The 23,315-nt window shown below is 72.0% G+C and carries 20 protein-coding genes and 1 pseudogene; 8 read left to right on the top strand and 13 right to left on the bottom strand.

Annotation, left to right across the window (positions count from 1 at the left end; translation table 11 throughout):
- Nucleotides 1-224 precede the first annotated feature (224 nt).
- Complete coding sequence (locus ACZ7OY_RS39930) at nucleotides 225-1,082, bottom strand: 5'-methylthioadenosine/S-adenosylhomocysteine nucleosidase (protein WP_472250457.1); 858 nt, start codon at nucleotides 1,080-1,082, stop codon at nucleotides 225-227.
- A gap of 63 nt (nucleotides 1,083-1,145) precedes the next feature.
- Between ACZ7OY_RS39930 and ACZ7OY_RS39935 the strand changes: the two are divergent.
- Nucleotides 1,146-1,682 (top strand): annotated as a pseudogene (locus ACZ7OY_RS39935) (hypothetical protein); the annotation flags it as partial.
- A 317-nt stretch (nucleotides 1,683-1,999) separates the two neighbouring features.
- Here the strand turns inward: ACZ7OY_RS39935 and ACZ7OY_RS39940 are convergent.
- Together ACZ7OY_RS39940 and ACZ7OY_RS39945 are read right to left on the bottom strand one after the other, a co-directional pair.
- Nucleotides 2,000-2,629: a response regulator gene (locus tag ACZ7OY_RS39940; RefSeq protein ID WP_472250476.1), complete on the bottom strand. Its 630-nt coding sequence runs from the start codon at nucleotides 2,627-2,629 to the stop codon at nucleotides 2,000-2,002.
- 65 nt (nucleotides 2,630-2,694) lie between these two features.
- On the bottom strand, nucleotides 2,695-4,341 hold the full coding sequence (locus tag ACZ7OY_RS39945) for a sensor histidine kinase (RefSeq protein ID WP_472250458.1): 1,647 nt from the start codon (nucleotides 4,339-4,341) through the stop codon (nucleotides 2,695-2,697).
- A gap of 169 nt (nucleotides 4,342-4,510) precedes the next feature.
- On the opposite strand from ACZ7OY_RS39945, the gene ACZ7OY_RS39950 reads away from it, so the two are divergent.
- Nucleotides 4,511-5,935: a cation:dicarboxylate symporter family transporter gene (locus ACZ7OY_RS39950; protein WP_472250477.1), complete on the top strand. Its 1,425-nt coding sequence runs from the start codon at nucleotides 4,511-4,513 to the stop codon at nucleotides 5,933-5,935.
- Between the two features lie 158 nt (nucleotides 5,936-6,093).
- On the opposite strand, the gene ACZ7OY_RS39955 is transcribed toward ACZ7OY_RS39950, so the two are convergent.
- On the bottom strand, nucleotides 6,094-6,732 hold the full coding sequence (locus tag ACZ7OY_RS39955; protein ID WP_472250459.1) for a TetR/AcrR family transcriptional regulator: 639 nt from the start codon (nucleotides 6,730-6,732) through the stop codon (nucleotides 6,094-6,096).
- Between the two features lie 119 nt (nucleotides 6,733-6,851).
- Between ACZ7OY_RS39955 and ACZ7OY_RS39960 the strand changes: the two genes are divergently transcribed.
- The gene (locus ACZ7OY_RS39960; RefSeq protein WP_472250460.1) at nucleotides 6,852-8,663 is read left to right on the top strand and encodes an MFS transporter; all 1,812 of its coding nucleotides are present in this window, start codon (nucleotides 6,852-6,854) and stop codon (nucleotides 8,661-8,663) included.
- Nucleotides 8,664-8,748: 85 nt separating this feature from the next.
- A complete protein-coding gene (locus ACZ7OY_RS39965; RefSeq protein ID WP_472250461.1) occupies nucleotides 8,749-9,513 on the top strand; it encodes a DUF2127 domain-containing protein in 765 nt (254 codons plus the stop codon).
- Here ACZ7OY_RS39965 and ACZ7OY_RS39970 read toward each other — a convergent pair.
- On the bottom strand, nucleotides 9,510-10,451 hold the full coding sequence (locus tag ACZ7OY_RS39970; protein ID WP_472250462.1) for an aldo/keto reductase: 942 nt from the start codon (nucleotides 10,449-10,451) through the stop codon (nucleotides 9,510-9,512). The genes ACZ7OY_RS39965 and ACZ7OY_RS39970 overlap by 4 nt on opposite strands.
- Before the next feature lies 1 nt (nucleotide 10,452).
- The gene (locus ACZ7OY_RS39975) at nucleotides 10,453-11,343 is read right to left on the bottom strand and encodes an NAD-dependent epimerase/dehydratase family protein (protein WP_472250463.1); all 891 of its coding nucleotides are present in this window, start codon (nucleotides 11,341-11,343) and stop codon (nucleotides 10,453-10,455) included.
- A 135-nt stretch (nucleotides 11,344-11,478) separates the two neighbouring features.
- Here ACZ7OY_RS39975 and ACZ7OY_RS39980 point away from each other — a divergent pair, with 135 nt between their 5' ends.
- The 4 genes from ACZ7OY_RS39980 to ACZ7OY_RS39995 all read left to right on the top strand — a co-directional run bounded on the left by ACZ7OY_RS39980 (nucleotide 11,479) and on the right by ACZ7OY_RS39995 (nucleotide 15,201).
- A complete protein-coding gene (locus ACZ7OY_RS39980; RefSeq protein WP_472250464.1) occupies nucleotides 11,479-11,994 on the top strand; it encodes an Lrp/AsnC family transcriptional regulator in 516 nt (171 codons plus the stop codon).
- A gap of 45 nt (nucleotides 11,995-12,039) precedes the next feature.
- Nucleotides 12,040-12,468, top strand: a complete 429-nt coding sequence (locus ACZ7OY_RS39985) for a MerR family transcriptional regulator (protein ID WP_472250465.1) — start codon at nucleotides 12,040-12,042, stop codon at nucleotides 12,466-12,468.
- Nucleotides 12,469-12,482: 14 nt separating this feature from the next.
- A complete protein-coding gene (locus tag ACZ7OY_RS39990; protein WP_472250478.1) occupies nucleotides 12,483-12,797 on the top strand; it encodes a thioredoxin family protein in 315 nt (104 codons plus the stop codon).
- A gap of 181 nt (nucleotides 12,798-12,978) precedes the next feature.
- Entirely contained in the window at nucleotides 12,979-15,201 is a 2,223-nt protein-coding gene (locus tag ACZ7OY_RS39995) for a HelD family protein (RefSeq protein ID WP_472250479.1), read from the top strand.
- Between the two features lie 102 nt (nucleotides 15,202-15,303).
- Here ACZ7OY_RS39995 and glgB read toward each other — a convergent pair whose 3' ends face one another.
- From glgB to ACZ7OY_RS40030, 7 genes are all read right to left on the bottom strand, one after another.
- Entirely contained in the window at nucleotides 15,304-17,823 is a 2,520-nt protein-coding gene (gene glgB, locus ACZ7OY_RS40000; RefSeq protein WP_472250466.1) for a 1,4-alpha-glucan branching enzyme, read from the bottom strand.
- 28 nt (nucleotides 17,824-17,851) lie between these two features.
- Nucleotides 17,852-19,282, bottom strand: a complete 1,431-nt coding sequence (locus ACZ7OY_RS40005; protein ID WP_472250467.1) for a maltokinase N-terminal cap-like domain-containing protein — start codon at nucleotides 19,280-19,282, stop codon at nucleotides 17,852-17,854.
- A 205-nt stretch (nucleotides 19,283-19,487) separates the two neighbouring features.
- Nucleotides 19,488-20,141 (bottom strand): hypothetical protein, encoded by a 654-nt coding sequence (locus ACZ7OY_RS40010; RefSeq protein ID WP_472250468.1) that lies wholly within the window; start codon nucleotides 20,139-20,141, stop codon nucleotides 19,488-19,490.
- 150 nt (nucleotides 20,142-20,291) lie between these two features.
- Nucleotides 20,292-20,789: a hypothetical protein gene (locus ACZ7OY_RS40015; protein WP_472250469.1), complete on the bottom strand. Its 498-nt coding sequence runs from the start codon at nucleotides 20,787-20,789 to the stop codon at nucleotides 20,292-20,294.
- 213 nt (nucleotides 20,790-21,002) lie between these two features.
- Complete coding sequence (locus ACZ7OY_RS40020) at nucleotides 21,003-21,551, bottom strand: hypothetical protein (protein WP_472250470.1); 549 nt, start codon at nucleotides 21,549-21,551, stop codon at nucleotides 21,003-21,005.
- A 132-nt stretch (nucleotides 21,552-21,683) separates the two neighbouring features.
- The gene (locus ACZ7OY_RS40025; protein ID WP_472250471.1) at nucleotides 21,684-22,286 is read right to left on the bottom strand and encodes a signal peptidase I; all 603 of its coding nucleotides are present in this window, start codon (nucleotides 22,284-22,286) and stop codon (nucleotides 21,684-21,686) included.
- A gap of 644 nt (nucleotides 22,287-22,930) precedes the next feature.
- A partial coding sequence (locus ACZ7OY_RS40030; RefSeq protein ID WP_472250472.1) for an alpha-glucosidase C-terminal domain-containing protein occupies nucleotides 22,931-23,315 on the bottom strand: 385 nt, incomplete at its 5' end.

The raw sequence follows: 23,315 nt of genomic DNA on the forward strand, positions 1-23,315 counted from the left end.
GGAAGGTACGGCGCGCGGGGCGTACCCGCACCACCTGCTGGGCAACTTCCCCACCTGGTGGGCTACTTGAAGACCGTTTCGCCAACTCGACGGCTGATACGGCGACTTGACCTTCCGTCGAACAACTCACCTGTCCGTCAGGCGACTTCACTTTTCGCCGGGCGACTTCCGTCCCTGCTGCGGCAGCAACTTCCCTCCCTGCCGGGCGACTTCGTCGGCATGGCCTAGCGGTGTCCGTCGCTCGTCTTGCCGATGACGGGGCCGTAGAAGGTTCCGCCGCGGAAGTCGATGTGGTCCCCGCCGCGGCCGCCCGCACCGCCGTCGACATGCGATCCCGCGGAGCCGGGCGGCACGGCCCGGGGCCGGTGCTTGCGCAGCACCGCCACCGCCACCGAGGCGGCCTGTGCCGCGGCCCGCTCCTGCGCACCCGAGGCGTCGGCCCTGCGCTTGCCGGCGTCGGCGCGGTCGCTGATCCCGCGGATCACGACGGCGTCCGACCGCCCGCTCAGATGGGCCGCGTGCGCGGCCCCCGACCCCTCCGTCTCGATCGCCGCCGCGTCGCCGAAGTGCTCGCGCAGATGCCGGGCGATCTCGGACCGGGCGTCCGCGAGCACCACGTCCCCGGCCGCGATCGGCTTGAAGTGCGCGGTCACGTCCGCCATGTCCCGGACCGCCGAACGGGCCGCCTGCACCAGCGCGTTAGAGCCGGGCCAGGCCTCGGGGCGGACCTCGAAGCCGTGCGGGGTCTGCTTGCCGCCGTGGATGCCGTAGACCTTCGTGCCGACCACGACGTCGCCGATGCCGATGTCGTGCTTGAGGCTGCCCGCGATCCCGACGAAGAGCACCGCCTCGGGGCGCAGCCAGGTGACGATCTGGGTGGTGAGCGCGGCGGCGTTCACCGGCCCTTCGCCCAGTTCGGCGAGCGCCACCCGCCAGGGCGTGCCGTCGAGCCGGCCGAGTTCGACGCGGGTTCCGCTGTCGGGGTGGACCCGCTCCTGCCGGTCGGATACGTACCCGCGTACGGCGGAGTATTCGAGCGCGAGCGCGGTGAGCACCACAACGGTGGGACGTGTCTCCGGCATCCCTCTAAGGTACTGGCAAGTCGCCCGCGGGGACGGGGTGTCGGGATCGGGGGAAGGGGCGGGATGGCGGGGTCGGACGTCACGGCAGGGCAGTTGCTGCTTGCCGAGTACGAGTGCATCAAGGACGAGCAGAAGGCGCGGATCGGGTTCCGGGACAACCTGCTGTACGTGACGCTCGCGGTGGTCGCGGCCGTGATCGCCGCGGCGGCGCAGGCCAAGCAGGCGTCGATGCTGCTCGGGCTGCCGCCGGTGTGCGTGGTGCTGGGGTGGACCTATCTCGTCAACGACGAGAAGATCTCGGCGATCGGGGCTTATGTGCGCGGGGAGCTGGCGCCCCGGCTGGCCGCCCTCACGGGGGAGGCGGGGGCACAGGCCTTCGGCTGGGAGACCTTCCACCGCGGGGACGCCCGGCGCGTGTCGCGCAAGGTCGTGCAGTGCGTGGTCGACCTGGTCGCCTTCTGCGTCGTACCGCTGGGCGCGCTGGTCGTGTACTGGACCGGCGGGCACCTGCCCGTCGGCCTGCTGGCCGTCTCGGTGGCCGAGGCCCTCGCGGTCGCCGGTCTTGCGGTGTACGTGGTGATGTACGCGCTGCCGTTCGGGTCGGGGTCGGGATCGGGGGCGGGGGCGGGGGCGGGGGCGGGGGCCGGAGCCGCCGCGGGAGCCGGTTCGGCCGCGAGCGCCGGGACCGGAGCGAACCCCGTATAAGGACCGAAGCCCGCCCCCCGGCACGCGCCGCTCCTGACCGGCCCTGCCGTCCCTGACCGGCCCCGGACCGGTCCTGCCGTTCCGGGCTCGCCCCGGACAGGCCCTGCCGTCCCGGACAGGCCGTACCGTGCCGGGGCTTCCTCCGACCGGCCCTTCCGTCCCGGGTCCGCCTCGGACAGGTCCTGCCCTCCCGGACCGGCCCCGGACCGGTCCTACCGTCCCGGGGCCGTTTCCGGGAGCCAGCGGTAGACCAGTTCGGGGCGGCCCACCTGTCCGTAGAGCGGTCTGCGTTCGGCTCGGCCGGACTCCACCAGGTGCTCCAGATAGCGCCGGGCCGTGATCCGCGAGATCCCCACCGCCTCCGCGACCCCCGCCGCCGTGCACCCCGCCTCGGCCTCGCGCAGTGCCGTCGTCACCCGCTCCAGGGTCGGCCCGCTCAGGCCCTTCGGCAGGGCCGCCGGGGCCGGGGCCCGCAGTGCGGCGAGGGCCCGGTCGACCTCGTCCTGTCCGCTCGCCTCGCCCGCCGCGCTCCGGAACTCCGCGTACCGCACCAGCCGGTCCCGCAGGGTCGCGAAGGTGAACGGCTTCAGGACGTACTGCACGACCCCGAGCGACACCCCCTCGCGTACGACCGCCAGATCACGGGCGGAGGTCACCGCGACGACGTCCGCGTGATGGCCGGCCGCGCGCAGCGACCGGGCCAGCCGCAGCCCGTGCACGTCCGGCAGGTGCAGGTCCAGGAGCAGCAGGTCCACGGCCGTGCGGTCCAGCAGCCGCCGGGCCTCGGCGCCCGTGCGCGCCTGGCCGACGGCGACGAACCCCGGCACCCGGTTCACGTACATCACATGCGCGTCCGCCGCGACGGGGTCGTCCTCCACCACGAGGACCCGGATGGGCTGTCCGGCGCTCACGCGTCACCCCCGCGGTCCGGGTCGCCGGCGAGGGCGGCCACTCCGGCGCCGGTGCGCAGCGGCAGCCGCACCACGAACCGCGCGCCGCCCCCGTCGGCCTCCGCCACCGACAGCGACCCCTCGTGCCGGGTCACCGCCTGCTGGACGAGGGCCAGGCCAAGGCCGCGGCCCTGCGGGCCGGACGGCTTCGTGGAGAACCCGCGCCGGAAGACCAGTCCCGCGTGGGCCGGATCCACCCCGGCCCCCGTGTCCGAGACGCACAGCACCAGTTCCCGTGCGTCGCCGCGCACCGTGACCGTCACCCGCGCGGGAGTGCTGCCCTGCGCCGCGTCCACGGCGTTGTCGACGAGGTTGCCGAGGATGGTCACCAGGTCCCGCGCCGGCAGGGTCCTCGGCAGCAGTCCGTCGTCGAGGCCGCCGTCCCGCGACACCACCAGTTCCACGCCCCGCTCGTTCGCCTGCGCGGTCTTGCCCAGCAGCAGCGCCGCCAGCACCGGTTCGCTCACCGCCGCCACGACCTGGTCGGTGAGTGCCTGGGCCAGTTCCAGTTCGGCGGTCGCGAACTCCACGGCCTCCTGCGCCCGGCCCAGTTCGATGAGGGACACGACCGTGTGCAGCCGGTTGGCCGCCTCGTGCGCCTGCGAGCGCAGCGCCTGGCTGAAGCCGCGCTCGGAGTCCAGCTCGCCCATCAGGGACTGGAGTTCGGTGACATCGCGCAGGGTGACCACCGTCCCGCGACGCTCGCCGCCGGACACCGGCGAGGTGTTGACCACCAGCACCCGGCGCGCGGTCAGATGCACCTCGTCCACCCTCGGCTCCGACGCCAGCAGCGCCCCGGTCAGCGGCGCGGGCAGGCCCAGGTCGGCCACCGACCGGCCCACCGCCTCGCCCGGCACGCCGAGCAGCTCCTGCCCGCCGTCGTTGATCAGCGCCACCCGGTACGCCCCGTCCAGCATCAGCAGGCCCTCGCGCACGGCGTGCAGGGCGGCCTGGTGGTAGTCGTGCATCCGGCTGAGCTCGGCCGCGTTCATGCCGTGGGTGTGGCGGCGCAGCCGGCCGTTGATGACGTACGTACCGATCGCGCCGAGCGCGAGCGCGCCCGCGGCGACCCCGAGCAGCGCGGTGACCTGGTCCTGGACCCGGGCGCTGATCGCCTCGACCTTGATCCCCGCGCTGACCAGTCCGACGATCCGCTTGTCGTCGTCCTCGATGGGGGTGACCGCGCGGACCGAGGGGCCGAGGGTGCCGGTGTAGGTCTCGGTGAAGGACTCGCCCTTCAGCGCGGGGGCGGTGTTGCCGCGGAAGCGCCGGCCTATCTGTTCCTCGTCGGGGTGGGTCCAGCGGATGCCCCGCGGGTCCATGATCGTCACGAAGTCCACCCCGGTGTCGCGCATGACCCGCAGCGCGTACGGCTGGAGCTGCGCCCTGGGGTCGGGGCCGAGGACGGCCGCGCGCACCGAGGGCGCGTCGGCGACCGACCGGGCCACCGCCGTGGCCTGGCGTCCCGCCGCCTCCTCGGCCTGGCCGCGGTCGCTGATCCAGGTGAACAGCGCGTACCCGGCGACGACGACCGCGATCAGCACGGCCTGCATCGCGAGGAGCTGGCCGGCCAGGCTGCGGGGCCGCGGGAGGGATATGCGCATCCCGCCAGTGTGCCTGCCACGCCGAGCGTGAACTCAATGAACGGAAGGGTGACCGCCGTCACAGGCCGGTGGATAGTCACGGCATTCCCCCGATCTCCCGAAAAGCGCCCCCGATCCCCCGGGAGCGCACCGCTGCGGGGATCGACCGGACGTGAGCCGCACGCCGGTGATGCCGACGAAGACGTCAAGGAGGGCAGCCGTGGCCGCCAGCACCCCCGATACGGCACCTGCCGCACCCGCCGCGAGGCGGGACCGCACCCACTATCTCTACCTCGCGGTGATCGCCGCGGTCGCCCTCGGCATCGTCGTGGGCCTGGCCGCCCCCGACTTCGCGGTCGAGCTCAAGCCGCTGGGCACGGGCTTCGTGAACCTGATCAAGATGATGATCTCGCCGATCATCTTCTGCACGATCGTGCTGGGCATCGGCTCGGTGCGCAAGGCCGCGAAGGTCGGTGCCGTCGGCGGTATCGCGCTCGGCTACTTCCTGGTGATGTCGCTGGTCGCGCTGGCCATCGGCCTGCTCGTCGGCAACGTCCTGCACCCGGGGGACGGGCTGCACCTGACGGACGCGATCAAGGCGAGCGGGCACGGTCAGGTGTCCGACGAGGCGCTGCCGCCGGTCGAGTTCGTCCTGTCGATCATCCCGGTCACCTTCGTCTCCGCCTTCACCGAGGGCCAGGTGCTCCAGACGCTCCTGGTCGCCCTGCTCGCCGGTTTCGCGCTCCAGACGATGGGCGCCGCCGGGCGGCCGGTGCTGCGCGGTGTCGAGCACATCCAGCGGCTCGTCTTCCGGATCCTCGCCATGGTGATGTGGGCGGCGCCGATCGGTGCCTTCGGCGCCATCGCCGCGGTGGTCGGCTCGGCGGGCCTGGACGCGCTCAAGAGCCTCGCCGTGCTGATGCTCGGCTTCTACGTCACCTGCTTCCTGTTCGTCTTCGTGGTGCTCGGCGCGCTGCTGCGGGCCGTCGCCGGTCTGAACGTCCTCAGCCTGTTCAAGTACCTGGCGCGGGAGTTCCTGCTGATCCTGTCCACCTCCTCCTCCGAGTCCGCGCTGCCGCGGCTGATCGCGAAGATGGAGCACCTGGGCGTCAGCAAGCCGGTGGTCGGCATCACGGTCCCGACCGGCTACTCGTTCAACCTCGACGGCACGATGATCTACATGACCATGGCGTCGCTGTACATCGCCGACGCCCTGGGTACGCCGATGTCGATCGGCGAGCAGATCCCGCTGCTGCTGTTCCTGCTGCTCGCCTCCAAGGGTGCGGCGGGCGTCAGCGGCGCCGGGCTGGCCACGCTGGCCGGCGGCCTCCAGTCGCACAAGCCCGCGCTGGTGGACGGGGTCGGCCTGATCGTCGGCATCGACCGCTTCATGAGCGAGGCCCGGGCGCTGACGAACTTCGCGGGCAACGCCGTCGCCACCGTGCTGGTCGGCACCTGGACGAAGGAGATCGACCGGGACCGCGTCCAGCGGGTGCTCGCCGGTGATCTGCCGTTCGACGAGCGGACGCTGCTGGACGAGCACGGCACCGCCCCGGCCGGGGCGGACATGCCCGAGCAGCGCGGGGACGGCGAGCGGGAGCCGGCCACGGCCTGATCCCCCCAAACGGCGCCCCGGCGGACGCAGGTCCTGATCCCCCCGACCGGTGTCCGGGGACACGCACTCCGGAGGTCCGGCCCGGCCTGAACCGGCCGGACCTCCGGGTCACCGGCCCCGGGGGTCCGGAACCTGGGGGTCCGGACCACCGGGCCGGATCACCCCTTCCGGGCGCCGGGATCCTTGCTCAGCCCCGTCACCAGTGCGGTGGCAAGAGAGGCGGGTACGCCCGCCGTGGTCAGGATCGTGACCGCGGCGGAGCGGCCCGCCTCCTCCGTTCTCAGCAGGCCGTCGTTCACGGCCTCCATCAGCGCGAACAGCATCTGCTCGTGTACGTAGGCCAGGGCCGCCGGCGGCAGCGGGGAGCTGAAGACCCCCTGGTCCAGCCCGTGCCGGAGCACCTCGGCACAGGACTCGCGGACCGGGGCGAGCCGTTCGCGGATGCCCTGCACGGTGACGCTGCGCTGGGCCAGCGCGACCAGGATGCGGTAGCGGTCGGCGACCTCCCAGACCACGAGGGTCGAGCGGGCCAGTGCCTGCACCGGGTCGTCGGCACCGTCGCGGCCGGCCGCGAAGGCGGCCTCCACCGCCTCCACGGCACCGTCGACCAGCGTGCTGATCAGCGCCTCACGGCTGGGGAAGTGCCCGTACACCGTCCGTCGTACGACGCCCGCGGCGCGCGCGATCTGGTCCATGGACGCGTCGGGGTCGCGCAGCAGCTCGGCCAGCGCGACATCGAGGATGCGGCGGCGGTTGGCGTCGGCGCGACTGGTGTTACCCGTGGTCATGTCAGCCATTCTGCACTCCCGTCGACTTGCACAGGGGTGTGCAACGTCGTAGATTGCACATCGTTGTGCAATTGCACTCTGCTGTGCAATTCGATGCCGCGTAGTGGAAGAGGAAGGCGACCCCGCCCATGCGACTCGTCATGACCGAACCGGTCGAAAGGATGGCGGGCCCCTACCGCCGGCGCTGGTGGGCGCTTCTCGTGCTCTGCCTCAGCCTGCTGATCATCGTGATGGCTAACACCGCCCTCACCGTCGCCGCGCCCGACATGACCCAGGACCTCGGCCTGTCCAGCGCCGACCTCCAGTGGGTCATCGACGGCTACACCGTCCCGTACGCCGCGCTGATGCTGCTGCTCGGGGCGATCGGCGACAAATACAGCCGGCGCGGGGCGCTCGTCCTCGGTCTCCTCGTCTTCGGCGGCGGCGCCGTCGCGGGATCGCTCGTCGGCAGTGCCGCCGGGGTCATCGCGGCCCGTGCGGTGATGGGCGTCGGCGCGGCACTGATCATGCCCGCCACGCTGTCCCTGCTCGCCGCGACCTTCCCGCGCGCCGAACGCGCCAAGGCGATCACCCTGTGGACCGCCACCGCGGGTCTCGCCATCGCGGCCGGCCCGCTGGTCGCCGGGGCGCTGCTGGCGGACCACGGCTGGTCCTCCACGTTCCTGATCAACGTGCCGATCGCCGCCGTGGCGATCGTCGGCGCCTTGGTCCTCGTACCGCCGTCGAAGGCCGCGCACCACAGCCGCATCGACTACGTCGGCGGTCTGCTGTCGGTGGTGTGGATCGGCTCCCTCGTCTACATGATCATCCAGGGGCCGCACTTCGGCTGGGGCGTCAAGGCGGTCACGGCCGCGGTGGCGGCCGGTGCGGGCCTGCTCGCCTTCGTCCTGTGGGAGCTGCGCCACCCGCGCCCGGTCCTGGACGTGCGGCGCTTCGCCGACCGCCGCTTCGCGGGCTCGAACCTCGCGGTGGCCCTGTTCTTCCTGGCCGTCTTCGGCGCCTTCTACTACCTCACCCAGCACCTCCAGTTCGTCCTCGGCTACGACGCCCTGGAGACCGGCACGCGCATGCTGCCGCTCGCCGGTGCCGTGTTCGTCGGTTCGGCGCTGACCGGCTACCTCACCCCGCGGGTCGGCATGAAGTGGACGGTGAGCGCGGGCATGGTCGGCGGCACGGCTGCCCTCGCCCTGCTCACGCGGGTGGACGCGGGCTCCGGCTACGGCGACTTCGTCGCCCCGCTCGTCGTCCTCGGCCTGGCGATCGGGCTCGCCCTCTCGCCCTGCACGGACGCGATCATGGGTGCCTTCCCGGAGTCCGAACTGGGCGTCGGCGGCGCCGTGAACGACACCTCGCTGGAGCTCGGCGGCTCGCTCGGCATCGCCATCCTCGGTTCGCTGCTGGCCACCTCGTACTCGGACCACCTCGCGGACGCCACGGCCGGTGCCGGGCTCCCGGCGTCCGCCCTCGCCACCGCCCAGGACTCGGTGGGCGCGGGGTACGCGGTCGCGCAGGGCATCGGTGACAAGGCCCGTGCCCTCGCCGCCCAGGCGGCGCAGGCCGGTGATCCGCAGCAGGCGGCCCAGTTGAAGGCGCAGGCGGAGCAACTCGCCCAGGGCGCCGGGCGGATGGCCGACGCGGTCGGCTCGTCCTTCTCCGACGCGGTGGCTCACACCAGTCTGATCGGCGCCGTGGTCCTCGGGGTCGGCACGCTCCTGGTGGCCGCGCTGCTGCCGGGCCGGACGAAGCAGGCGTCGGCCACGGCGGAGCACACGGCCCGGACGGCCGCGACCGGCACGGAGCAGGCGGCGGAGACCCGCGGGGAACAGGCGGACGAGACCGCAGCGAACGCCGACGCGGAGGCGGAGGAAGCGATGGCGGAGAAGCCCGAGCGGACCGACGCGGAGAAGGAGCCGAAGCGCGCGGCCGCCGGGGCGCGTTGACCCGATTCTTACCTTCTTCTTGACCGCTTACACTAGCGTGCCGCGCCGACCGACTGGCGCGGCACGTTCTGTGGAGGCACGGGGGATGAAGATCGACTGGGACCGGCGGACCTGCGCTCGGCGCGGCCATGTGACGTACGCGCCGGAGGACCCCCGGCTGCGGGTGCGGCTGCGCGCGGACACCGCCCTCGGCGAGGTCTGGCGCTGCCTGCGCTGCGGCGACTTCGTGCTCGGCGAGCCGCACGGCTCGGGCTCCGCGGACCAGGCGCCCCTCGTCCCGCGCGGCAAGGTGCTGCGCGACCTGTTCATCCTGCGCTTCCTCGCGATCGAGCGGGCCGTGCGCGGGGTGTTCATCGTGCTGGTCGCCGCGGCCGTGTGGAAGTTCAGCAACAGCCGGTACGCGGTGCGCCGGCTCTTCGACGAGTACCTCGACGTCTTCCGGCCGGTCTTCCGGCACTTCCACTACGACCTCGACCACTCGCCCGTGGTCGGCACCATCCAGAAGACGTTCGGCTACAAGCAGTCCACCCTGCTGCTGGTGGCCGCGCTGCTGCTGGTCTACGCGCTGGTCGAGCTCGTCGAGGCGGTCGGCCTCTGGTACGCCAAGCGCTGGGCGGAGTACCTGACCGTGGTCGCCACGGCCGCCTTCCTCCCGCTGGAGATCTACGAACTCACCGAGCACGTCAGCTGGCTGAAGATCGCCACGCTTGTCCTCAACATCCTCGCCGTCCTCTACATCGCCGTCGCCAAGCGGCTGTTCGGGCTGCGCGGCGGGCGCCGGGCGTTCGAGGAGGAGCGCCGCAGCGCCTCGCTGCTGGAGGTGGAGGAGTCGGCGGGCGTGCCGGTCTAGACGGCGCTTCCCACGTGGTCGGTCGGTCCCGGTGCTCCCACCGCCGCGTCCAGCCGTGCCGTCTCCTCGGCGGTCAGCGTCAGGTCCGCCGCGGCCGCCGACGCCCGGATCGTCTCCGGACGGCTCGCGCCCGGGATCGGGAGCACGGTGGGCGACCGGGTCAGGAGCCAGGCCAGGCAGACCTGCTGGGGAGTCACCCCGCGCTCCGCGGCGACCGTGTGGAAGGCGGCGAAACGGTCCCGCCCGGCGCCGGGGTCCGCGCCCTCCCGCGGTAGGGGTCCGTCCAGGGAGCTGCGGGAGATCCCGCCCAGCGGGCTCCACGGCAGGAACGCCAGGCCCAGTTCCGCGCACAGCCGCAGTTCGGGCTCGCTGTCGCGGACGGCGGGGGAGTAGCGGTTCTGCACCGACACCAGCCGGTCGCCGAGGATCCCCCGCGCCCGGCGGATCTGGTCCGCGTCCGTGTTGGAGATCCCGGCCAGCCGGATCTTGCCCTCGTCGAGCAGGTCGCGCAGCGCGCCGACGGACTCCTCGAAGGGCACGGCCGGGTCGGGCTTGTGCAGCTGGTAGAGGCCGATCACGTCGACGCCGAGGCGCTTGAGGGAGGCCTCGGCGGCCGCCTTCAGATGGCGCGGAGTGCCGTTCACCGTCCAGCCGCCGTCGGGGGTCCGGCCCCGGCCGCCCTTCGTGGCCACCAGCACGTCCGCGGTGTCACCGCCGTACGCGGCGAGTGCGCGGGCCACCAGAAGCTCGTTGTGGCCGGGTTCGGCGTCCGGCAGGGTGTAGGAGTCGGCGGTGTCCAGCAGGGTGACGCCCGCGTCCAGCGCCGCGTGCACGGTGGCCAACGCGCGGCGCTCGTCGGGGCGGCCCTCGATGGACAGCGGCATCGCACCGAGACCGATCGCGCTCACCGAGAGATCGCCGAGCCTGCGCCTAAGCATGTCAGTGGTCCTTTCCGAGGGTCTCCGCGACGGCCTGGGGCAGCCACTGCCTGGCGTCGGTGAAGGCGAAACCGAGCCGGGTGGCGCGGGAGTTGTCCATGCCGTAGGAGCGGAAGAAGGAGAACGGGGAGACCTCGCCGGCCTCGACCTTTCGGAAGCGGGCCGGGCCGCCCGGGATGTGGGCCACGATCTCGTCGGTGGTGAGCGTGCCGTGCGAGGCCGCGTTGACCGGGCCGGTGAAGTCCTGGCCCACCGCCCAGAACAGGAAGTCGGCGATCTCCTCGACATGGATGTACGTCGCCGGGTGGTTGGTGGCCGGCACGGCGATCGGCTCGCCGGTGCGCAGCCGGTCGGCGTAGTGGGCGAGGCGCCCGGTGAAGTCGTCGTCGCCGCCCAGCACATGGGCCACCCGGACGGCCGTGTACGGGAAGGCGGGCGCCGCCGCGAGGACCGCCTCCGCCTGCCGCTTGCCCTCGCCGTAGTGCGCGTCCAGGAACTCCGGGTCGTCCCAGGGTAGTTCCGGATCCACGACGACCTCGCGCGGATCGACCGCGTCCTCGGTCACGGCGGTGGGTGAGTCCTGGTGTTCGTAGACCTCCACCGTCGACGTCATCACATAGCGCCGGGTGCGGCCGGAGAGGACCCGGCGGGCGATCGCCGCCTGGCGCGGGGTGTAGCAGACCTGGTCGACGACGGCGTCGAACACGCGCCCGTCGAGCGCCTCGGCCAGCGCGCGCTCGTCGTCGCGGTCGGCGACCAGGTGGACCGCCCCGGTGGGTGGCGGGGCCGAACCGCGGTTGAGGACCGTGACCCGGTCCCCGGCGGCGAGCAGCCGGTCGATCAGCCGCTTCCCGAAATACCGGTTCCCCCCGATGACCAGTACGTCACGCATGACACCCCTCCCGAAACACCGTCTCACAGTCGTTTTCGTCACCGCTGTCGCCACCGGTTCCGTCACCGGTTCCGTCCGCGGGAACCCGACGGCCATAATTCTGCTGGCGCAGTGCCGGGTGCTGAAGGGGGAGTTGTGGGAGATCGGGCGGCCGTACCGAAAGAACCACGGAATGCGCGGGTCGCCGCCGTCGAAACGTCGGCGGCCTTCGACGAGCTGGACCGGCAGATCCTGCTGCTCCTGCAGACCGACGGCCGGATCAAGCTCAGCGAGCTGGGCCGCCGGGTGCGGCTGAGCCCGGCGGCGGTCACCGAGCGGGTGCGGCGGCTGGAGGCGGCGGGCGCCGTCACCGGGTACGGCGCCCATGTGGTGCCGGCCCGGCTCGGCTACGGCATCCAGGCCTTCATCCGGGTCAACCCGCACGGCGGCTACACCCTCAAGCACCCCCGCACCCTGGAGCTGATGGACCGCCCCGAGATCACCGAGGTCCATCACGTCGTGGGGGAGGACTGCTGGATCCTCAAGGCCGCCGTCCGGGACACCGTCCACCTGGAGGAGATCCTCGAACTGACCTCCGCGCTGGGCCGCACCACGACCTCGATCGTGCTCTCCTCGCCGGTGCGGCGGAAGCCGCTGCTGCCGCCCGCGTGACGCGCGCTTGCCTTGACGTCGGCGTCAAGGCGTACGTTCGTCGGTATGCGAATCGGCGAGCTGGCCGCACGGGCCGGAACCACCACGCGGACGCTGCGGTACTACGAGTCGCGGGGCCTGCTGACCGCGCGGCGCGACGACCACGGGCACCGCTCCTACGACGACCGCGACCTGAAGCTGCTGCGGCAGATCAGGACGCTGCGGGACTTCGGGTTCGAGCTGGAGGAGACCCGGCCCTTCGTGGACTGTCTGCGGGCCGGCCATCCCGAGGGAGACTCGTGCCCGGCGTCGCTCGCGGTGTACCGGCGCAAGCTGGCGGAGCTGGACGAGCTCGTCGGGGAGCTGCGGGCGGTGCGGGAGAAGGTCGCAGGGCAGCTCGAGCGGGCCGAGCGGGCGCGGGCCGAGCTGGACGCCGAGGCGCAGGTTCCGGGGGGTCCGGAGCCCGTGTGCGAGCTGGGAGGACGAGGACGGTGACCATGACGGCCGAGGTGCCCGAGGTGACGGACGAGGATTTCGGGACGGAGGTGCTCGGCGCTGACCTGCCGGTGCTGGTGGAGTTCACCGCCGACTGGTGCCCGCCCTGCCGACAGATGGCGCCGGTGCTGCGCGCGCTCGCCGCGGAGGAGGGGGAGCGGCTGCGGGTGGTGCAGCTCAACGTGGACCACAACCCGGAGACGACCAACCACTACAAGGTCCTGTCGATGCCGACCTTCATGGTCTTCCGCGGCGGTGAGCCAGTGAAGGCGATGGTGGGCGCGCGGCCGAAGCGGCGGCTGCTGGAGGAGCTCGCCGACGTGCTCTGACCCGCCCCGCATCACATCCCCCCACACAGCAGAAATCCCCCGGGCAATTGTCACCGGGGGATTTCTTTGTGTATATTCGATGATTCGCGACTTCGCATGAACAAGTCGCGGAGAAGTTCACTGGACACAGTATATCCGGGCGGGAGCGGAATTGTCAAACACCGAATTTCCGGACGATGAATTGCAGCACGAGCAGGAATTCATCGACGGGCTGTACGCGCGGGTCGACGCGCTGCGCGGCGACACCGAGACCTCCGTCACGGACGCCCTCGCGCAGGGCAACACCCCCATGCAGGCCCGGCTGGAGCGGGACATCCTGGTCACCGAGCGCTCGGGCCTGCTGGCCGCCCTGAACGCCGTGGACGGCTCCCTCTGCTTCGGCCGGATCGACCTGGCCTCCGGCGTCCGCCACCACATCGGCCGGATCGGTCTGCGCGCCGACGACGCCGAGCGCACACCGGTCCTCATCGACTGGCGGGCCGACGTCGCCCGCCCCTTCTACCTGGCCACCGGCCACACCCCGATGGGCCTGCGCCGCCGCCGGCACATCAGCACCGACGGCCGCCGGGTCACCGCCCTGCACGACGAGATCCTCGACCTCGGCGACGCCACCCGCACCGGCCACGAGGACCCGGCCGGCGACGCCGTCCTCCTCGCGGCGCTGGGCGCGGCCCGCACCGGCCGCATGGGCGACATCGTGCAGACCATCCAGGCCGAACAGGACGAGATCATCCGGGCCCCGCACCGCGGTGTGCTGGTGGTGGAGGGCGGGCCCGGCACGGGCAAGACGGCCGTCGCGCTGCACCGGGCCGCGTACCTGCTCTACGAGCACCGGGAGCTGCTCGCCAAGCGTGCGGTGCTGATCGTCGGACCCAACCCGGCCTTCCTCGGCTACATCGGCGAGGTGCTGCCCGCGCTGGGCGAGACCGGCGTGCTGCTGGCCACGGTCGGCGAGCTGTTCCCCGGGGTACGGGCGACGGCCGGCGACACCCGGGAGGCGGCCGCGGTGAAGGGCCGCGCGGACATGGCGGACGTCCTCGCCGAGGTCGTGCGCGACTGGCAGGCACTGCCCGACCCGGTGATCGCGATCGGGCACGACCGCGAGGTCCTGATGCTCGACGACGGCCTGGTGAAGGTCGCCCGCGAGCGCACCCGGTCCGCCGCGCTGCCGCACAACGTGGCGCGCGAGCACTTCGAGGGCCACATCCTCAACACGCTGACCGAGCTGTACGCCGAGCGCGTGGGCACCGACCCGTACGACGGCAGCAGCCTGCTGGACGCCTCCGACATCACCCAGATCCGCGACGAGCTCGCCGGGAACCCCGAGGTGTGGGCCGCGATCGACCAGCTGTGGCCGCGGCTGACCCCGCAGCGCCTGGTAGCCGACTTCCTCGCCGACCCGGTGGGCTACGTCAGCGACGAGGACGCCCACGCGATCCGCCGCCCGGTGACGCGGGCGTGGACCGTCGCGGACGTGCCGCTGCTCGACGAGGCGGCCGAACTGCTCGGCGTGGACGAGCGGGTGGCGCGGGCGCGGGCCGAGCGCGAGCGGGAGACGCAGGTCGCCTACGCGCAGGGCGTGCTGGACGTCTCGTACGCCTCGCGCACCTACGAGTTCGAGGACATCGACGAGGAGGACTCCGAGGTCCTGTCCGCGCACGACATCATCGACGCCGAGCGGTTCGCCGAGCGGCAGGAGGAGGACGACCACCGCAGCGCCGCCGAGCGCGCGGCGGCCGACCGGACCTGGGCGTTCGGGCACATCATCGTCGACGAGGCACAGGAGCTGTCGCCGATGGCATGGCGACTGCTGATGCGGCGCTGTCCCACCCGGTCGATGACGCTGGTCGGCGACCCGGCTCAGACCGCGGAGGCGGCCGGTGTCGGTTCCTGGTCGAAGATCCTCCAGCCGTACGTCGAGGACCGCTGGGAGCACACCCGGCTCGGCGTCAACTACCGCACCCCCGCCGAGATCATGGAGCTCGCGGCGGCCGTGGTGCGCGCCGAGCGGCCCGACTTCGAGCCGCCGAGCTCGGTGCGGTCGACAGGAGTACGGCCCTGGGTGCGCGCCACCGACGACCTGCCCGGCGCCGTGGCCGAGGCGGTGGCGGAGCTGATCCCGGCCGAGGGGCGGCTCGCGGTGATCGCGCCGCGCCATCTGCACCGCAGGCTGGCCGCCCGGCTGGACGGGGTGACGGCAGGCGCGGAGCCGGACCTGACCCGGACCGTCGTCCTGCTCGACCCGAGGCAGTCCAAGGGGCTCGAGTTCGACTCGGTGCTGGTGGTGGAACCGGCGCTGTACGGCACGAGCGACCTGTACGTGGCACTGACGCGGGCCACCCAGCGGCTGGGCGTGCTGCACACGGGCCGGCTGCCGAAGGCGCTGGCCGGCGCCACCGCCTGAGGCACGGCCGGCGCGGTACGTGTGCGGTGGGCGCCGCCCACCGTCCACGACCGCGCCGGCCGGCCCTCGGCGGCCCTCGTACGAGGCTGTGCGCGGCGGCGTTCAGGCCGGGCGCAGCCACACCGTGGCGAGCGGCGGCAGGGTCAGCCGGATGCTGGCCCGGTGGCCGTGCCAGGGCTGCGGCTCCGGCTTCACCGGATCGGGGTTGACGACCTCGCCCCCGCCGTACCGGGCCGCGTCGGTGTTGAGGACCTCGTGCCAGGCGGGCACGTCCTCGGGGACGCCGAGGCGGTAGTCGTGGCGGACCACCGGGGAGAAGTGGGAGACCGCGAGCAGGGGGACGCCCTCGGCGTCGTAGCGCACGAACGCGACCACGTTGTCCTCGGACGCGTCGCCGACGATCCACCGGAACCCGGCCGGTTCGGTGTCGCACTGCCACAGCGCCGGGGTGTCCCGGTAGACGGTGTTGAGATCACGCACCAGATCGCGCACACCGCGGTGGTCGGCCCCCGCCCCGTAGGCCGGGTCCAGCAGCCACCAGTCCGGGCCGTGCGCCTCCGACCACTCCGCTCCCTGCGCGAACTCCTGCCCCATGAAGAGCAGTTGCTTGCCGGGATGGGCCCACATGAAACCGAGGTAGGCGCGGTGGTTCGCGCGCTGCTGCCACCAGTCGCCCGGCATCTTCGACACCAGTGAGCGCTTGCCGTGCACCACCTCGTCGTGCGAGATGGGCAGGACGTAGTTCTCGCTGTAGGCGTACACCATCGAGAAGGTCATCTCGTTGTGGTGGTACTTGCGGTGCACCGGCTCGTGGCTCATGTACGCCAGCGAGTCGTGCATCCACCCCATGTTCCACTTCAGCCCGAAGCCGAGGCCCCCGAAGCCGCCCGGCCCCTTCTGATGGGTGGCGCGGGTGACCCCGTCCCAGGCGGTGGACTCCTCCGCGACGGTGACGACCCCCGGCGCCCGCCGGTACACCGTCGCGTTCATCTCCTGGAGGAACGCCACCGCGTCCAGGTTCTCCCGGCCGCCGTGCTCGTTCGGGACCCACTGGCCCGGCTCGCGCGAGTAGTCGAGGTAGAGCATCGAGGCGACCGCGTCCACCCGCAGCCCGTCGATGTGGAACTCCTCGCACCAGTACACCGCGTTGGCGACCAGGAAGTTGCGCACCTCGCGGCGCCCGAAGTCGAACTCCAGCGTTCCCCAGTCGGGGTGCGCGGAGCGCAGCGGGTCCTCGTGCTCGTAGAGCGGGCGGCCGTCGAACTCGGCCAGTGCCCAGTCGTCGCGCGGGAAGTGGGCAGGCACCCAGTCCATCAGGACACCAATTCCCGCCCGGTGCAGGGCGTCCACCAGGTGCCGGAAGTCGTCCGGGGTGCCCAGCCGGGCCGTGGGCGCGTAGAAACCGGTGACCTGGTAGCCCCAGGAGCCGCCGAAGGGGTGCTCGGCCACCGGCATCAGCTCCACATGGGTGAAGCCCAGGTCCCGGACGTACGCGGGCAGCTGCTCGGCGAGCTGACGGTAGGTCAGGCCGGGTCGCCAGGAGGCGAGATGCACCTCGTAGACGGACAGCGGGGCCCGGTGCGGGGGAGTGTCCCCGCGGTGCGCCAGCCAGTCGGCGTCGCCCCACTCGTAGTGCGAGGCGGTCACGATCGAGGCGGTCTCGGGCGGCACCTGGGTGCGGCGGGCCATCGGATCGGCCCGCAGGGTCCGCGACCCGTCCGGGCGGGTGATCTCGAACTTGTACAGCTCGCCCTCGCCGATGCCCGGCACGAACAGCTCCCAGACACCCGAGGAGCCCAGCGAGCGCATCGGATGTCCCGTGCCGTCCCAGAAGTTGAAGCCGCCCGTCACCCGTACCCCGAGCGCGTTCGGCGCCCACACCGTGAAGCGGGTCCCGGTCACGTCCTGGTGGGTGACCGGCTCGGCGCCGAGCGCGGTCCACAGCTGCTCGTGCCGGCCCTCGCCTATCAGGTGCAGGTCCAGCTCGCCCAGCGTGGGCAGGAAGCGGTAGGCGTCCTCGGTGTCCTGGACCGTCCCCTCGTACGCCACCAGCAGGCGGTAGCGCGGGATCTCGGTGAGCGGGAGCAGGCCCGAGAAGAACCCGTCGCCGTCGTCGTGCAGTTCGGCGCGCAGGTTCCCGGCCACGACCGTCACGTTCAGCGCGTACGGCCGGAAGGCGCGGAAGGCGACACCGCCGGGCACCGGGTGGGCGCCCAGGACGGAGTGCGGGGCGTGATGGGTGCCGTGCAGGAGACGCTCGCGGTCACCCGCGTCCACGGCGGGGGAGTACGCCAGGGGGAGCGGACCGGGCTCCGGGACGGGCCGCGGGGCGGGTTCTCGCGCGGCGTCCTGGCGCACGGCCGCGGCCTTCCCGGTGGCGGCCTTCCGGACGGCCGCCTGTTTCGCGACGGCCTTCTTCGCCGCCGTCTTCTTGGCTGCCGCAGCCTTCTTCGCGGTCGCGGTCGCCGCCTTCTTCGCCGTCGCCTTCTTCGCTGCCGCCTTCTTGGCCGTCGCCTTCGCGGTCGTCTTCTTCGCGGTCGCCTTCGTCGTCTTCTTCGCTGTCGGCTGCTCCTCGGCCGTCTTCTTCGGATGTGAACCGCTGGACGGGGGGCTGGGGGTCACGGACAGAGCCTCCTGGGCGAGGTTGCGGTCAGGACGGGTCGGGTGCGGCGAGGCGGCGTATCGCGGACAGCGGGACCGGAAGCCAGTCGGGCCGCTGCCGGGCCTCGTAGAGGACCTCGTAGACGGCCTTGTCCGTCTCGTAGGCCCGAAGCAGTACGGGATCGGTGCGCGGGTCACGGGCGCCGCCCTCGGCGTACCCCGTGCAGTAGGCGGCCCGGCAGACGTCCGCCCACCCCGGCACGGTCGGGTTCACGGAGTGCTCGGCGTAGTCGAAGGAGCGCAGCATCCCCGCGACGTCCCGCACCGTGGGTTGCGGCATCCGCCGCTCGGCCAGCGGCCTGGCCGGCTCGCCCTCGAAGTCGATCAGGGACCACGTCCCGCCGCCGTCGGCCGGGTGGGCGCCGCCGTGGCCCGGGCCGTGGGAGGGCGAGCGCAGGCACTGCCCGAGGTGCAGATCGCCGTGGATGCGCTGGGCGGTCCAGGTCCGGCCCTCCGCCGCCAGAACGGCCGGTGCCTCGAAGGCGACGCGCAGCCCGGACACGTACGGACGCAGCGCGGGCACCGCCTGCGCGGCCGCGTCCAGCCGCTCGATCATGCCGTCGGCCAGCGCCCGCACCTGGGTGTGGCCCAGGGTCACCGTGGGCAGCGCGCGGGCCAGTGCCGTGTGCACCTCGGCGGTGGCGCGCCCCAACGCCCGCGCCTCGGCGGCGAAGTCCTCACCCTTGGCGAGCTCGCGCAGCGCCAGTTCCCAGCCGTCCGACGCGCCCTGCACGAAGGGCTGGAGCACCGCCAGGACGTACGGCTCGCCGGACAGCTCCGCCCGCAGCCAGGCCGTGGGCGCCGGAACCCGCGAGCAGCCCTCGCGGGCCAGGGCCAGCGGCAGTTCGAGGTCGGGGTTGACCCCCGGCACGACCCGGCGCAGTAACTTGAGGATGAACGTATCTCCGTAGACCACCGACGAGTTGGACTGCTCGGCGGTCATCATCCGCGGCACCAGGCCGGTCCGTATCTCCTGGCCGGGGTCCCGCTCGAAACGCAGTCCGCCGATGCGGGCCCGGGAGCGCAGGGCCTCCAGGAGCACACCGGCGGGCTGGGGATCGTACAGGGCCTCGTACGCGGTCCGGCCGGCCAGCGGCCCCGCGGTCATGTGTCCGATCAGGGCCGGTGCCAGCCGGGGCGGCAGTGCCTCGCGGGCGCCTATCAGGAGCTGATAGCAGTCGCCGGGAGCGGTCCGGGCGCCCGGCACGGGTGGCTGGTGGGTGCGTACCAGCAGGTGGTGCAGGCCCAGCTGGCTGTGGGACGGCAGCAGCTCGGTGGCGCTGACCAGCGAGAACCCGGTGATCGGGCGTCCCTTTCCGGCGAACCAGCGCTGCCGTGGCAACCAGGTGCGCAGCAAGGGGTCCAGGGACGCCAGGAGGCCGGGACCAGTGGTCGCGGTGCGTGTGACGGCTTCCGACATGGGTCGCGTCCTTTCCCCGGGGGCGAGGGGAGGCGGTTACTGATGCGTGCCCCGGGCGGAGCGGTGGAAACCGCGTCGACCCGGGACCTTTCAGCCGAGCCGGTCCGGCGGATTTCCTGCGGACATGACACAAGGGTGTCCCACGTCCGGTCGGGCAACCGGACGTGGGACACCCTCGCGTGTGGGACCGAGCGGCGGGTCCGGGTCAGACGGCGGTGGCGACGAAGGTGACCTTGATGTTCTTCGCTTCGTCCTTGGAGATGGTGTAGCCCGACGTCTTGGGCGTGAGCCAGAACTCGTACGTCGCGGAGTCGCCCTTGCCCTTGCCCTTCGGGTCGCCCTTCAGCGCGGCCGTTCCCTTGACCAGCCTGATCTCTGCCGTGACCTTCCCGCTGAGCGTGGACGGCAGGGTGACGGTCGCCGCGACCGTCAGATCGGCATCACCGGTGTTGGACGCCGTGAAGACCCCGAGCTTCTTGGCGGTGAGATTGGTGACCTTGATCTCGTTCTTGTACGCGCAGACCGTTTCGTCCGTGGACCAGTTGCTGTTGTCGTCGGGTTCGATCTTCAGCTTGACGGACTTGGGCGTGAGCGTGGTCGTCGGCGTGGGACTGGCGGTCGCGGAGTCCGTGGGTTTCGGGCTCTCCGTCCCCGGGTCGTCGGACTTCCCGGGAGTCGGCTCGGTGGTGGCCGTGGCCGTGGCCGTCGCCGTCGGGGTGGGAGGGAAGTCCGCCTGCACCGTGAAGGACCCTGTCACGGTGCTGGAGAACGTGGCGCCGCTGCTCACGCCGACAAGGCCAATGCCGCCCGCGGCCAGCACGAGTGCCGCCGCGATCTTTCTCCGGTCGGAGATGGCCATTGGTGTAGCGCCCTTCTGATTGTGCTGGGGTCGGGTCTACGCCCCGTGGGAGGGGCGCCATGGCGGTGAACGCCGTGGCCCACCGGGCCCGGCCGACACGAGGTCGGACCGGGCCGGGTGGGCTGGGGGCTTGCCTGGAACGCGCGATGCTCAGGCGCTGGCGTTGACCTTGAAGGTGACCTGGGCCGTCTTGCCGGAGGACTCGTTGCCGAGGTTCGTGGCCTTGACGACGACGCGGTACTGGACGTACTGGCCGGGCTCGACCACGTTGCCGCCGCCGTTGTCGCCACCGGTGCGGACGTACGACACGTCGAGGTTGAGGTCGCCGGTGCGCTCCACGGTCGGAGCGAAGGTGACGGGGATGTCGCCCTTGTTCCAGACGGTGAGGTTCGAGTTGTTCAGCGGGACGGCGAGCTCGGCCGTCGACGCCTTGATCAGCTGCGTGTCCGCGAGGGTGGCCGTGTGGCCGTTGTCGCTGATCGTCCAGCCGTCGGCCTGGATCTCGATCTTGGCCGTGCCGGCCTTGAAGGTGGACTCGGCGGTCACGGTGTCGGTGAACAGGGCGCTGCTGCCGATGCTCACGAGACCGATGCTGCCGGCCAGGATCGCGGCGGCGGCGATCGCCTTCGTCTTGTTGGAGATGGCCATGTGAAGACCTTTCCGGAGCGGTGCTCCGATGTGCGGGGGTGTCGGCCTGACTCGGCCGGTGCGCCCGTAGGGTGGCCGCAGCGCCCGTACCCGCCGCAGGACGGCAATCCTGCGGCGGGTGAGCGGTCCCTGGACCAGGGCGTGTGCGGGGTGGGCCGTGGTATCCGGTCGATGGAAGCGATCGGATCCCCGGCCCACTCACGCGGAGGTGGATCAGGAGGAGGCGGTGACCTTGACGGCAACCGAACCGGTCAGGTTCTGCCAGGAGTTGTCGAGGTTCTTGACCTCGATCTCCACCTTGTAGGTGGCCTTGGCGCCCTTGTTCAGCCACGCCGAGTCGGTGGTGACGTCGGTGCGCGTCACCTTGACGTTCAGCGCGCCACCGAGGTCGCCGCTCTTCACGATGTCGAACGCGACACCGGCACCGGCGGTGCCGTCGTTCTCGACGGTGAAGTTGGTGACCAGACGGCTGGTGGAGGAGCCCAGGAGCTGCTCGCCCTTCAGGACGGCGTAGTTGCCGTTGACGATGTTCCACGCGGACGTGCCACCCCAGGTGTAGGTGGCGTGCGGGGCGACACCGTCGTACGCCGAGGTGGTGCCCTCCGTCTTGACGATGTTGAGGTCGGCGTGGCCGGAACGCACGTCCGTCTGCGCGGTGACCGTGTCGGTGAAGGTGGCGCCGGCGCCGGCGCCGATGAGGGCGATGCCGCCGACGGCGATCGCGGCGGCCGCGACCGCCTTCTTCTTGTTGGAGATGGCCACTGAGGTGGGCCTTTCTGTTGGATGGGTGAAGGTTCGGGCTTGCGCCCGGGCAGGACACGGCTCCCCCCGGCGGCCCACTGGCTGGGTACCGCCCGGCGTCGTGTCCCGGAACGGGAAGGAATCCCGTTGCCCCTATGGAGTGGTGGTCTGTGGGGTGGGCTTCCTCGGGCGCCACAGCAGGACGACCGTGCCGCCCACGATCAGCAGCGCGCCGGCGCCGAGCAGCACCCGGAAGCCCGTTTCGGTGTGGATCGAGGTGACGACGTAGCCGACGTACGGCACGTCGTGGCGGACGATCCAGGCGGTGTCGCCGTCGGGGCGGACATGCCAGGGGTCCTTGGTCTCGTTGGCGTCGCCCTTGGTCTCCAGGACCGGTCCCTGCGCGGAGGGCGTGATCGTCACGATCCGGTGGACGACCTGGCGTTCCGGCTCGTCCGGGCGGTGGAAGATGACGACGTCACCGACCTTCAGCGCCTTGACCGGCTCCCGCTGGGCGATCACGACGCTTCCGGTCGGCAGTTTCGGTTCCATGCTGCCGCTGAGGACCGAACTGGCCTCCCACTTGCCGGACTTGACCGCGTACGCCGCCACCGCGAAGCCGGCGGCGAGCAGGACGACCAGGAGGCTCAGCAGAGCTGAGACAACCCGGCGGGTCCAGTGAGGGTGCTTGGGCGGCTGCGGGGCGGCCGGCGTCTCGTCGGGAGACGTCGTCGCCTTGCGTACGGCCAGCTGCACTGTCTTCTCCTGCGGGCGATTGGCGGTCTTACGGGCCTTGCGGGCCCCATGGGCGGCGCGTCACCGAGGTGACGCAGGGGAACCCGTTCGGGGGTTGACGAATTCCCCTGCGCCGGTCTTGGGGGAGGGGCCGCGAGGTCTGCGGAATTGCCGTGTCCGAGCGAGCGTCGGAGAGGCGAGGGCGGCGGGACGGGCTCTGTACCCGGGAGCAGAGCGGGTTTCCCGGGTCGTCCCGCCGCCGTGTCTTCACAGGATGCACACGGAGTCGGCTCGCGTGCGATCGGCCGCGGAGGTCACCCGCAGGTGCGGGGTGCCGGTCCGCCGAGCCGCTGGGCGGCTGATAAAGCGCCTCCTGGCCTGGCCAATCTCATCCACCCCCATGCTGTGTGCACGCCTTGTACTCCCCCCCGGGAGTGGCCCCCAGGTCGAGGTGGCCAAGATCAGATTAGGGGTGTGTGGGCATGCTGGGAAGGATGTGGAAGAAGTGTGGAGGTCGCGTTATGGAAACGTAATACTTCAAGTGTTTAAAGATGGCGAGACGGTCGCTATTGCGGCTTCCGGGCGATGTGTCGGGATCCGGCCGGGCGTGAGGGCGCCGGGGCGCGGCGGACCGGGCGAGTCGCCGGGTCCGCCGCGCACGGTTGTCAACGCGCTTTTTCGACACCTTGGTTGGGGATCTGGACGGTGTCCTTGCGCAGCCGGAACCAGTAGAAGCCGTGCCCGCTGAGGGTGAGCAGGTAGGGCAGTTCGCCGATGGCGGGGAAGCGCACCCCGCCGAAGAGCTCGACCGGATGCCGTCCGCCGAACTTGCGCAGGTCCAGCTCGGTCGGCTGGGCGAAGCGGGAGAAGTTGTGCACGCACAGCACCACGTCGTCCCCCTGGCCCTCGGCCGCGGGCGCCTCGCGCAGGAAGGCGAGGACGGCCGGGTTGGACGACTGGAGCTCGGTGTAGGACCCCAGTCCGAAGGCAGGATTCTGCTTGCGGATCTCGATCATGCGGCGGGTCCAGTGCAGCAGGGACGACGGCGAG

This window comes from Streptomyces sp. NPDC107559, from assembly GCF_055657365.1.

Bases quoted from the DNA above. Each gene is read 5' to 3' on its own strand.
- ACZ7OY_RS39955 (WP_472250459.1), bottom strand. From the start codon at position 6,732: ATGGCTGACATGACCACGGGTAACACCAGTCGCGCCGACGCCAACCGC.
- ACZ7OY_RS39965 (WP_472250461.1), top strand. From the start codon at position 8,749: ATGAAGATCGACTGGGACCGGCGGACCTGCGCTCGGCGCGGCCATGTG.
- ACZ7OY_RS39940 (WP_472250476.1), bottom strand. From the start codon at position 2,629: ATGTACGTGAACCGGGTGCCGGGGTTCGTCGCCGTCGGCCAGGCGCGC.
- ACZ7OY_RS39945 (WP_472250458.1), bottom strand. From the start codon at position 4,341: ATGCGCATATCCCTCCCGCGGCCCCGCAGCCTGGCCGGCCAGCTCCTC.
- ACZ7OY_RS39970 (WP_472250462.1), bottom strand. From the start codon at position 10,451: ATGCTTAGGCGCAGGCTCGGCGATCTCTCGGTGAGCGCGATCGGTCTC.
- ACZ7OY_RS39930 (WP_472250457.1), bottom strand. From the start codon at position 1,082: ATGCCGGAGACACGTCCCACCGTTGTGGTGCTCACCGCGCTCGCGCTC.
- ACZ7OY_RS40015 (WP_472250469.1), bottom strand. From the start codon at position 20,789: ATGGCCATCTCCAACAAGACGAAGGCGATCGCCGCCGCCGCGATCCTG.
- ACZ7OY_RS39950 (WP_472250477.1), top strand. From the start codon at position 4,511: ATGCCGACGAAGACGTCAAGGAGGGCAGCCGTGGCCGCCAGCACCCCC.
- ACZ7OY_RS39975 (WP_472250463.1), bottom strand. From the start codon at position 11,343: ATGCGTGACGTACTGGTCATCGGGGGGAACCGGTATTTCGGGAAGCGG.
- ACZ7OY_RS40005 (WP_472250467.1), bottom strand. From the start codon at position 19,282: ATGTCGGAAGCCGTCACACGCACCGCGACCACTGGTCCCGGCCTCCTG.
- ACZ7OY_RS39960 (WP_472250460.1), top strand. From the start codon at position 6,852: ATGCGACTCGTCATGACCGAACCGGTCGAAAGGATGGCGGGCCCCTAC.
- ACZ7OY_RS40010 (WP_472250468.1), bottom strand. From the start codon at position 20,141: ATGGCCATCTCCGACCGGAGAAAGATCGCGGCGGCACTCGTGCTGGCC.
- ACZ7OY_RS39985 (WP_472250465.1), top strand. From the start codon at position 12,040: ATGCGAATCGGCGAGCTGGCCGCACGGGCCGGAACCACCACGCGGACG.